General features: G+C 64.0%; 12 protein-coding genes. 2 read left to right on the forward strand and 10 right to left on the reverse strand.

From position 1 onward, the window contains the following. Positions 1-2 precede the first annotated feature (2 nt). Positions 3-734, forward strand: a complete 732-nt coding sequence (locus tag ACNQR1_RS37090) for a DUF6933 domain-containing protein (RefSeq protein WP_019348133.1) — start codon at positions 3-5, stop codon at positions 732-734. 24 nt (positions 735-758) lie between these two features. On the opposite strand, the gene ACNQR1_RS37095 is transcribed toward ACNQR1_RS37090, so the two are convergent. Continuing rightward, positions 759-2,102 (reverse strand): IS256 family transposase, encoded by a 1,344-nt coding sequence (locus ACNQR1_RS37095; RefSeq protein ID WP_074328301.1) that lies wholly within the window; start codon positions 2,100-2,102, stop codon positions 759-761. 259 nt (positions 2,103-2,361) lie between these two features. Between ACNQR1_RS37095 and ACNQR1_RS37100 the strand changes: the two genes are divergently transcribed. Further along, positions 2,362-2,499 (forward strand): hypothetical protein, encoded by a 138-nt coding sequence (locus tag ACNQR1_RS37100; RefSeq protein ID WP_418050668.1) that lies wholly within the window; start codon positions 2,362-2,364, stop codon positions 2,497-2,499. Between the two features lie 9 nt (positions 2,500-2,508). Here the strand turns inward: ACNQR1_RS37100 and ACNQR1_RS37105 are convergent, their stop codons facing one another. The 9 genes from ACNQR1_RS37105 to ACNQR1_RS37145 form a co-directional block, all read right to left on the reverse strand. Further along, a complete protein-coding gene (locus ACNQR1_RS37105; protein ID WP_418050669.1) occupies positions 2,509-3,180 on the reverse strand; it encodes a serine protease in 672 nt (223 codons plus the stop codon). Next, on the reverse strand, positions 3,177-3,365 hold the full coding sequence (locus tag ACNQR1_RS37110) for a hypothetical protein (protein WP_418050670.1): 189 nt from the start codon (positions 3,363-3,365) through the stop codon (positions 3,177-3,179). The genes ACNQR1_RS37105 and ACNQR1_RS37110 overlap by 4 nt, the downstream gene beginning before the upstream one ends. Continuing rightward, on the reverse strand, positions 3,362-4,009 hold the full coding sequence (locus tag ACNQR1_RS37115; protein WP_418050671.1) for a hypothetical protein: 648 nt from the start codon (positions 4,007-4,009) through the stop codon (positions 3,362-3,364). Before ACNQR1_RS37115 ends, ACNQR1_RS37110 begins: the two co-directional genes overlap by 4 nt. Next, positions 4,006-4,287: a hypothetical protein gene (locus ACNQR1_RS37120; RefSeq protein WP_418050672.1), complete on the reverse strand. Its 282-nt coding sequence runs from the start codon at positions 4,285-4,287 to the stop codon at positions 4,006-4,008. Before ACNQR1_RS37120 ends, ACNQR1_RS37115 begins: the two co-directional genes overlap by 4 nt. A gap of 38 nt (positions 4,288-4,325) precedes the next feature. After that, positions 4,326-4,724 (reverse strand): hypothetical protein, encoded by a 399-nt coding sequence (locus tag ACNQR1_RS37125; protein ID WP_418050673.1) that lies wholly within the window; start codon positions 4,722-4,724, stop codon positions 4,326-4,328. A 2-nt stretch (positions 4,725-4,726) separates the two neighbouring features. Further along, positions 4,727-4,963 carry a redoxin NrdH gene (locus ACNQR1_RS37130; RefSeq protein WP_418050674.1) on the reverse strand — a complete coding sequence of 79 codons (237 nt, stop codon included), beginning with the start codon at positions 4,961-4,963 and terminating at the stop codon, positions 4,727-4,729. A gap of 543 nt (positions 4,964-5,506) precedes the next feature. After that, positions 5,507-6,556 carry a DUF932 domain-containing protein gene (locus tag ACNQR1_RS37135; RefSeq protein WP_418050675.1) on the reverse strand — a complete coding sequence of 350 codons (1,050 nt, stop codon included), beginning with the start codon at positions 6,554-6,556 and terminating at the stop codon, positions 5,507-5,509. A gap of 351 nt (positions 6,557-6,907) precedes the next feature. Continuing rightward, on the reverse strand, positions 6,908-8,572 hold the full coding sequence (locus ACNQR1_RS37140; RefSeq protein ID WP_418050676.1) for a ParB/RepB/Spo0J family partition protein: 1,665 nt from the start codon (positions 8,570-8,572) through the stop codon (positions 6,908-6,910). 521 nt (positions 8,573-9,093) lie between these two features. Further along, positions 9,094-9,822 (reverse strand): hypothetical protein, encoded by a 729-nt coding sequence (locus tag ACNQR1_RS37145; protein ID WP_368569687.1) that lies wholly within the window; start codon positions 9,820-9,822, stop codon positions 9,094-9,096. Between the last annotated feature and the right edge of the window lie 144 nt (positions 9,823-9,966).

Here is a 9,966-nt window from a genome sequence, read left to right on the forward strand (position 1 = left end):
CTGTGGGCGGGGCGGCGCCGACACGGCAATGCCGATACCCACCGATCACCGACCTGGCCGGCGGTGCCCGCCCGGACAATGTCGCCCAGGTGTTGTGCCAGGCGGCGCGCGGGACCGGAAGCGTCGTGCGGCATGTCGAGGAAGTGATGCAGATCGGCGACCAACACGTCGCCACACTGTACCGGCGCCACGTCGCGGTGTTCTTGGGTACCGATCCTCGGGGACGCTGCCTACGATCATGGGTCGTGATGCTGCGATGTACCGCCAAGGTGTTGGCGCTGCTGAGGGCGCCTGAGCCGGCCATCGGCCAAGCCTGCGCGACCGACTGGTATGCCCACCTGGTCTGGATCGACCGACGCAAATGCCTGCTGGTGACCCACGCCGGGACCTTGTTCTCGGTGTTCATGCCGAACGTCACCGCCGCCGGGTTGCGCCCGATCGGCCCGCCGGTCGTCTCGGCGATCCAGGCCGCGTTGCACGTCGAGGGTCTGCCCGCCGATACGCTCGGCGATCTTGATCCCCAGCAGGTGGCCGTGGCCAAGACCGCCGACCGCCGCATCCTGGGCACGATCAACGACCTGGCGTTCACCACCGAACACGTCATCGCCACCGCTGGCGGCCTGGCCCGCTGCGACATCGACGCGCTGCACCACGGCCTGCATCGCACCATCAACAGCATCACCGGCTACATCCCACCGATCGACCTGGTCACCGCCAGCCGTCACCGAAACTGAGCCTGCCAAAGCGACACGGAGTTGTTACGCGGTGGCCGAGATGGGATCTGCGGGGTTGGTGCCGTTACTCGTGGTGGACGGTGTCAGCCGCAGTTCACGGGGTGGGTCCAGCAGCGATCGACGTAGGTCGTGCAGCAATCGGGTACCGACCGGTGTCATGGACAGCCCGCGCCAACCGGCCGAGGCCCGGTCGAGCACCGCCCATACCAGGCTAACGGCGCTGGTCTCGCCGGGGAATCGGCCGATGACCTTGGTCCGACGCTTGGTCTCCCCAAAGGAGCGCTCAATAAAATTCGAATGTCGAACGCGCCCATGGTGTTCGACCGGGAACCGCAGATAGGCAGTCAACCCAGCTTTGTCGGTGAGCAGAATGCGCATCGCCGCCGGATAGAGGTCGAAGTATTTGGCGGCGAACGCCTCGATCCGCTTGTCGATGATCTCAACGAGCCCAGGCCCCGGTTCAACCGTCAGATCGGCGGTATCGAAGATGGCCCAGTAGCCGTCGCGGACCTCGGCTTGCATCCCGGCGGGAATCTTCGCGAGCACGTTGCGGAGTCGATGAATAAGACATCTCTGCCGCAACGCTTTTGGGAAAATTTGTTCGATGGCTGCGATCAGGCCCTTGGCGCCGTCAGAGACAACCAACAGTGGACAACCCAGGCCGCGATCGCCCAGATCAGTCAGGAAGTCGGCCCATGCGTCGGTCGACTCGCCGGTCCCGGGCGCCAACCCGACGAACACCGGCTTGCCCTCGGTGGTGATGCCCCAGGCGGCCAGCACCGGCTCGGCCGGCGACCCCGGATGCATCCGAAAGAAGCTGGCATCCAAGAACAGGTAATCCAGCGTGATCTCGTCAAGTCGACGACGCGCCCACGCCTGGTATTCGGCTCGGATCGCCTTGCACACTTCCGAGACCGTGGATTTGGAGATCGCGGCCTGGTCGCCAAGTGTTTCGGCGAGGGTGGCCTGCACGTCGCGCACCGATAACCCGCGTACGAACGAGGCAATCACCAGCGTCTCCAAGGCGTTGGTTCTCGTCACGTGCTTGCCGAACAACCGCGACGCAAACGCTGCGGTGGTGCCACGCAGCTTCGGCCGCTCCAACGTAACCGGCCCAGTGGTGGTTTTCACCGTCACCTGTCGATACCCGTTGCGCGAGCCGCCGTTAGCGTCGGGACAGGCAGCAGCGCGTTGGTAGCGTTCGCGACCGAGGAACTCGGTGACCTCAGCCTCCAGGGCCGCCTGCATCAACAGTTGAGCGCCCAGCCGGGCAACCTCTTCAAGGATCTCCGAAAGCTCCCGATCCTCGGCAAATAGGGCATCGATTCTGGTGCGGATGCGATCGACGGCTGATACTCGAACAGGCACGGGCGTGACTCCTTCTTCGCAGACTTGCAGGTCGTGAAGCGGAACCTACGCCCGTGCTCCGTATTTACACCGCGTCCCGGACACGACCGTGCAGCCAGATCGTGTCGCGGTCGGCGATCCAGCACAGTGCTGCGTGGGCGGAGTAGTACGGGTCGGCGACGGGGGTGGCCGGTGCGGGTTTGATGCGTGCGGTTCCGACGATGCGGGGGCGGGTGGTGCGTTCGGTGAGGCGGACCAGCTGGAAGGTGGTGCCGGTTTCATGGTCATCGCTATCGACGTGCAGATAGAGGTCTTTTGCGATGACGTGGGACAGCAGCTGTTGGTGAGCGGTCTCGAAGTCGTTGTAGGGGTGGTGCTGGTGGTGTCGTCGAGTTCGATGGTCAGCTGGTGCATATGAGTGGTCCTGTCAGCTGTTGGCGGTGATCGGTGGTGTGCCAATGGCGGCGAGTGCGTCGCTCAGGCTGGCGAAGCGGCCGTAGTTGCCGCCTGCGAAGGTTGTTCGCCCGCCGAGCCAGATGCCGACAACGCGCACGGATCCGTCGGTGGCGGTGGTCCATACCGGTCCGCCGGAGTCACCACCGATGGTGGGTGTCATGCCGATTGTCAGGTACTGGTGATGGCCGAAAGCGCGGGTGATGGTTCCGCACTGGGTGCCGGTCGCGATGCCGTAGCGGCATACGGTCTGGTCGGGTTGCAGGTCGCGCCGGTTGCCGGCGGTGGCCGGCTGGTCGTTGATGAAGCGGGCCGGAAGCGGTTTGATCCCGAAGTCGATGAGCCCGTAGTCCGCTCCACCAATGGCTGGCGGGTCGACGCTGGTATTGATGAACCGGCCTGTGGCGTCGCTGGCGACATCGCGCACGGTTTGGTTGGGGGAGGTGGCACAGTGACCGGCGGTGAGGGCGTAGGTGTGTTTGTCGGCGCCGATGTAGACCCATCCGAGTGTGCATGCGCTGCTGGCAGTTTCGATTCGGTCGCCGGGCTCGACGAGTTGCACGGCGGCCTCTGCCGGTGCTGTGGGGGTGCCGATGAGGATGCCGAGTGTGGTGGTGATCGCGGCTGCGATACGTGCGGGGTTCATGAGTGGCGGATCGGGTCGGTGGGCCGCCGGCGGCGGCACAGGTGGCGCTCGGCGTACCGTTGGGCGCGGACCCCGAGGGTTTCGATCCAGGTGCCGGCCGCTGTGGCGGCCGCGCGGTGACGGTGGGTGACTGCAACGGCGGCCGCGGTGTGGCGGACAACGGCATCGGTGAGGGGTGTGGTCATGGTGTGTCCCATCCGGGTTTGGCGGCAGCCTCGGCGCGGCGCCAGAGGTCGGCGAGCTCTTGGCGGGTCTCGGTGAACAGCTTGGTGAGCAATTCGGGTTCGACGTCGGTGGCGGCGAGTTGCTGCATTCGGATTGCGTTGTCGCGGAATGCCCGTCGATAGGCGGCGTCGAGTACTTCGCGCGCGTGTTGTCCGGCGGTGCGATGGGGGTCGGTCGCGCTCTGGTAGGCGTCGAACAGGTACATAGACAGTCCTTTGAGCTGGTGTGCGGTGGGTGGCCGGCCTGGCTGCACAGTGATGGTGCTGGGCTGCGAGCGTGCGGCGGCGAGCACGGCGACCGGGTCGGGATCCTGTCCGGCGTCCACTACCAGTGTGCGGATGATTTGGTAGGCCCACCGAGTTCGCGGGCGCCAGATCACGGTGTCGGGGACGAGCTGGAGGATGGCGCGGGCGTGGGTGGCGGGCAGCCACAGCAGCGCACCGATCAGCTGGTGTTCGGCTTCGCAGTCTTGCGCGAGGGCATGTGTGGGGGAGTCGCTTTCGTCCTGGGTGGGGTGCTGCTCGTCGAGCTCGGGCGCGGCCAGCCAGGAGTCGTTGCCGGCCACAGGCAGACGTTCGAGGGTTGCCGCGGTACTGGGGCTCATCGTGGGATCTCCTTGTCGATGATGGTGTGCACCACGGCGTAGGCGGCGCGGCCGATCCGGATGCCGTCATCGAGGAAGCGGGCGACGTCGCGGCCGTCGCGGCCGTCGACGAACTCGGCGTCTTCGACGGGGCCGCGTAGTTGCGCGAGTTGTTCGTAGGCGCGTTGGAATGAGGAGATGCCGTCGGCGATCTCGGTGAGGAGCTGGTCGCGGGTGTGGCCGATCTGTTCGGTGTGCTCGTCGTAGGTAGCTGCGGTGGGTAGTGGGTGAATTGTCATGTCGTTATGGTCCTTTCGCGGGATTGGCCATCTAGCCGTCAGGCGGGGTGGCCGGGGTAGGTGTGTCCGTAGGTTCGGTGACTGCTGGCGCCGGTGAGGTCGTCCCAGGCCATCTGCATGGCGTCGCGTTCGTAGGCGTCGACGAGCGGGTTGCCGGTATCGGCGGCGGTCGCGACGTCGCGTAGCTGCTTGAGCTCGGCGAAACGGGCGGTGCGGGCAGGACTGCTAAGGTCGTGCTCGATGGTGGCGGTGACGTAGGCCTTGCCGGTGGTCAGGCTTGTCAGCTCGAAACTCGAGGATTCATTGCCGGCCTGGGTGGTGGTGACGGTGCAGTCGGCGCTGTCGGCGTAGCTGTGTAGGGCCGCGGTGGCGTCACCGTGGTCGGGGTGCACGCTGACGGTGGTACTGTTAGCGTGGTCGATACTTAGCTGGTACATGATCAGACTGCCTGCCGCGCAAGCGATTTCACGCGGTCTGGGCGGAACCCACTCCAGTGCTGATCGCCGGCGACGATGACCGGGGCTTGCAGGTATCCCAGTGCCATCACATAGTCGCGTGCTTCGCTGTCGATGGTGATGTCGACTTTCTCGAACTCGATGCCCTGCTTTTCCAGCGCCTTGTAGGTGGCGTTGCACTGTACACATGAGGGCTTGGTATAAACGGTGATGTGAGACATTTGTGACCTCTAAACAATTCGGTGTGCGGATGGGATATTAATTTATTCTACTGTCGGTAATGCCGTTATGCCATATCTAAAGAAATCTTCTTATTGATATTTTTGTTGCAATCAGAACGTGTTGCCAATCCGCCCGTTAAGGTATGCCTTACCGCTGCACGAAGCATGTCTTGCCCACCTTTCTTTCGCCGTTTCTGGCAGGTTCTTCACTATTGATTGGTAGAGGTAGCGCAAGGTTTCGGGCGGAAAGTTTTCCGTGAGCGGAGCGAGCAGGTGGGAAAAGTTTCCGAGCTGTAAGCCGCCCGCATATGCGGCGCCGAAGACCTTGCGCTACCGGCTGGCAATCAATGCATAATCCAATGCCCAGAAACGGTGGTAGTTGTCTTTTTCAGTGCTTAGTGCTGTACGTGTTCTAACTGGCCGCAAGTAATGCGGCGGTGGTAAGGAGAATAGGGAGTAGCGCCGGAGGCGTTTCCGCTTGGAGTTATGGGCCGGGCCCGCCGGCGGGGGAGTGCGCGGCGGGCCCGGTGTGCGGGTAGATGGTCAGAGGGTTTGCAGCATCCGGAAGGCGTCGACTTTGAGGGATTCGACGGTGCTGCCGGGGGTAACGGCGCGCAGGGCGCGGGTGTCGGCTGCGGCGCGGGTGGTGCGGGCACCTCGGACGGGCTGGAAGTGGTCGAGGTATTCCGTCACGGCGTTGTAGGCGCCCCAGCGGGTTTCGCCGATCGGGGCGACGGTCGGCGACGACGTCCACAGTTTGACGATGCTGTTGGCCTGCTGTTGGCGGCCACGGCGGGCGGTGGCGCTGGCGCTCTTGTCGTCGGCCTTGACCAGCTTGGCGGCGAACTGACGTACCTCGTCGATGTCCATCGGGGTGGCGTAGAGCGCGGCGGCTTCGGCTTCGAAGGCGTCGATGTAGTGCCACGCCAGGCCAAGTGCCGTTCGGGCCTCCTGGATCGCGATGCGGGCTCCGTTGGTGTGGCGGATCCCGAATGTCGACTTCGCGCCAGCGATAGCGGCGGCCTGAGTGTTGGCGCACACGATGCGTACCGATGTCAGCAGCAGGCGGAACTTGCTGCTGCCATCGTGGCTGTTGAGGGCTGCCAGATACCAGTCTGTGCGGTCTTTCGACCCGTCGGGTCCCTCGAAGGTCATCGTTTTCGGAAGCTTCATGGTCACGAAGGTTTCGCGGCCACCGCGTAGCGCTCCGGCGGTCTCGAAGTGCGCGCCGGACTCGTCGGTGAGCGCGTCAAGGATCGCGCATGACGCTTCGTTCTGCACCGGCTCGTATTTGGTGCCGACCACACCGAGGTAGTCGACCTGTCCGGCAAGGATCGGATTGTCGCGCACGGTGGCGAACATGTCCGGTACCTGAATCGGTGGCGGTGTGGTGACTCCGTCAGCGTTGATGATCGCCTCGCGGGGGATCATCAGCGGCATTTTGCGAACGTTCCAATTGGCCAGATGGGCTGACTCCATCGCTTCGTGTCCGGTCATGGCGTGGCCGACCGGTTGGCCGAGCCGGTGCCATGCGTCGGTCTGGGAATCGGCGAACGAGTAGATGCCGCGGGTCGAGTCAAGTTCGTGGGCCATGATGTGGGTTCCTTCCGTAGGAGGGTGGTGGGTGACCTTGTGGCCGCCCGTTCTTTTTGCCTTCCGGCACCGAGATCAAGAACCGGCATAGGGCCGGTAAAGCAGCAAGTGTTCGGCGGGGCCGGTTTCCAGGGAGCGCAGCGACCGGCAAAGAAACCGGTGCCGAGCCGCAGGCCGCAGCGGGCACTTGCGCAGCCGGACCGCCGGTTATGATCGATGGCCGGAAAGGCAAACGAACTCTGATCACTCCGTCAGGAGTGATCGAATTCAGTAGCGCCGCAGGCGCTTCCATTCATCTGGAAACCGAGTCGGGCTGCGGAGGGTGGTGGCCTCCGCAGCCCGACTCGGCAGTTAGTCGGCGGCCTCGCCGGGTTCGGCTTCGGCCTCATCGGTCTGCCGGCTGTCGTCGTAGACCTCGTCTGCGGTCCGCTCACCGACGATGACCTGTTCGACCGGGGTCAGTTCGTAGGAATTGGTGGCCAGGAAGCGCAGGTAGTCGATGGGCTTGACGACGTCGTAGCCGCCGTAGCGCCAGGAGTCCTTCGGTGTGCGGGCTTCGAGCGCACCTAGTACCAGCCCGAGGGTGACGACCTGGGCACGGCCATCAGCGGTCGGTGCAAGCTCGCTGACCAGCTTCTTCACCGCAGCGGTCGAGTCCGTGCCGAGCAGCTTGGCCGCCTGCGTTGCCCCGTGGAACTCCTTGATGAGTCCGGGGTCGCGGACCAGGCAATCTGCGATGAAGATCGCCGCACCCTTCGGAGGGGTCTTGCGGGACAGCAGCTTGGTCACGAACTCCTGGCGCACATGTGCGGCGGCCTCGGCCATTCGGTTGAGGGCGATGACCTTGCGGCGTTCACGCCGCAACTCAGCTGCTCGCTGGGCCTCTTCGGCAGCGGCGTCGTCGCGGGCCTGCTGCGCGTCGGTGTCGGTGATGTCGGCCTCGTCCTGGACGGTGGTGTCACGCGCTCCGCGTGCCGAGACCTGGTGGCCGAGCTGCAGGCCAGCGGCTTGGTAGTCCAGGCAGTACCAGTCAGGCGAGTAGATCGTCGTCTGGACCACGCTGTTGAGGTGACGCATGCCTTCTTCCGGGGTGGCCTCGTCGTCGTCGCGGGTGGTCCAGTCGATGGAGTCCTCGTCCACGATCTCGCCGGTTTTGGCGTCGGCGTAGCCGTCCTCTTCGTAGAGCATGGCTGCCCAGTGCGCGGGTTCGGTGACAGCAGCGGTGGTGCACGGTTCTCCGTCTGCGGTGAGCAGGTATTCGATTGCCAAGCAGGTCGTGTCGTCCCACATGGGTGCTTCGTCGTGCTCGATCACGCGGTAGCCGCGTTCGGTGTAGTCCTGCACGGCGGCGGCATATGCGCGGTCACGGTCGCGGGCCTGGCGCAGCTCTTCGACGCGGAAGGCGAACCTGGTGGTCCCGGCAACGGCGATGAGCTTTTCGATTGCGTCGTCGTCGCCGTCGAACTCGCTGAGTGCGGCGGCTTCTTCCAGGCTGAGCTGGCCGGTGTCGAGCGCCTGCATGGCCGCGTTCGACTTGGCCGCTGCGGCAGCGGCTTTGACCGTGTCGCGCTTCACCGAGAGCTTCTTGGCGACCTTGGTCTGTGAGACTCCGGCGTTGAGCATCTGCTGGATGCCGCGTGCCCGCTGGGCCTCGGTGATGGCCTTCGCGTGATCGTTGGTGACGATCTGGTGCACGATGCGCTCGATGGTTTCTTCGCTAGCGTCGGCTGCGCTGGACGGCAGCACGTACACCGGCACGCTGGCCAGGCCAAGTTCGCGGGCTGCAAGGGTACGCATCTGGCCGTTGCGGACCCGGATCACGTCGGGGTCCTCAGCGCTGCGAACGGCGGTGATCGGCGTCAGGACGCCGTTCTCGGCGATACTGGCCAGGAACGACTTGTCTAGCGTCGCCTCGTCGCGGACGTTCTCACCTATTTCCAACGTTGCGGGATCGAGGTGTTCGAGCGTCCCGAACTGTGCGGTCTCAACAACGTCCTGCTGGGTGGTGTCGGTCATCTCAGTACCTTTCAGAGGGAGCGACCCGGAGGCCGCCCGTTCTTTTTGCCTTTTGGCACTGGAGATTTGGGCGGGTGTGGGGGAGCCGGAGTGCAAGACCCGGGCGCAAAGTCTTTCCCCAGCGAAGCCATCGGGAGCGCCAGCGACCGCAGCGAGCGCAGGGAAAGAGTTTGCGAGCCCGCAGGGCCCGGAGCGTCGCGCAGCAGCGGAGGCCGGCGTCTTGGCGCGTAGGCGAGCCACCCGCCACAATCGGAAAGTGCAAAAGGCACAAAAACATCACGTCACCAGCGCGACGCAACCCACTCCCACCACTACGACAAATTGTGCCGCCGTCTATGGCCGCGTCGCGGATTGAGGCGGGTGCCGTTCGTGAGATATCGCGTGCGATATCTCACGAACTATCTCCTGCGTCGCACATCCGCCGTCGGATCTCTCAGATCCCGTATGAGGCCGAGTTGGCACCACACGTGGGGCGCGCCGAGCTAACTCGACGCTCTCAGCGAAAATGGTGAGCGCCGTCGCTAATGCTGAATAACGCGAATTCGACCGCCGACCACGTTGCCGGATCTCAACGCGTTCTCCACAGCTGATTGGGTGTGTTCTGGTGGGGTTCCGGCGATTCCGAGCTTGCCAGTGATGACTGTGAGCCAGCCGGTCGATCGCACAGTGGAGTACCACATTCCGGCGGGGTCGTCGTCGTCGAAATGCTCCAGGAACCGGCCGGGCCTACCGGGCACGTGGTCGATATAGCCGGTACGGTCCGGATTAATGTGCGCGGTGTAGTCAGCAACCTCTGGAAATTGCTGATCGATTGCTAGCGCGAGGCCGAACCCCTCACTGAGGAAGAACTGCGTATCAAGGGCAGTTGGTTCACCAGAGGCAGTAACGGCGTTCAAACCACGACGTTGATCAATGAGCAGCATGGCTTGAACACCACGTCGAGTGTCACCGCCTGGTTGGAAGGCGACTTTCATGAAAGTGACCTCGTCCTCCGGGAACTCGCTCGGGTCAACAGCTTTACCATCCACCACATGGGAAGGTACGCAGTCGACGTGCGCGAATCGCATCACTGGCGGGAAGTTCGGTGACTTGATGACAAGGACACTGGCGAGCTCGGTTCGGGCATGCCCGGATCTACCGCAAGCGACACAGGTGTATACGTCGATGGTTGCGCGGGCTTCCTCGATCACCTGTTGAGTGAGCACTTTGCGGACCTCAGGAGCAAACACAAGTCGAGCACGGTCGGTCATAGTTGAAACCGTACTAACTAACCTGGTTCTGTGGGGCGCCGCGCCGTGGCATGTCGGCCGCCCTTGGGTGTGTGGATGAGCTGTCAGGTAACAAGGGCGGTGACCGTCGCGGTCTCAGTGTGAGTGCTGTGCGCCCGATCGCAC

It is taken from the genome of Mycobacterium sp. 48b, assembly GCF_048282725.1.
GTDB lineage: Bacteria > Actinomycetota > Actinomycetes > Mycobacteriales > Mycobacteriaceae > Mycobacterium.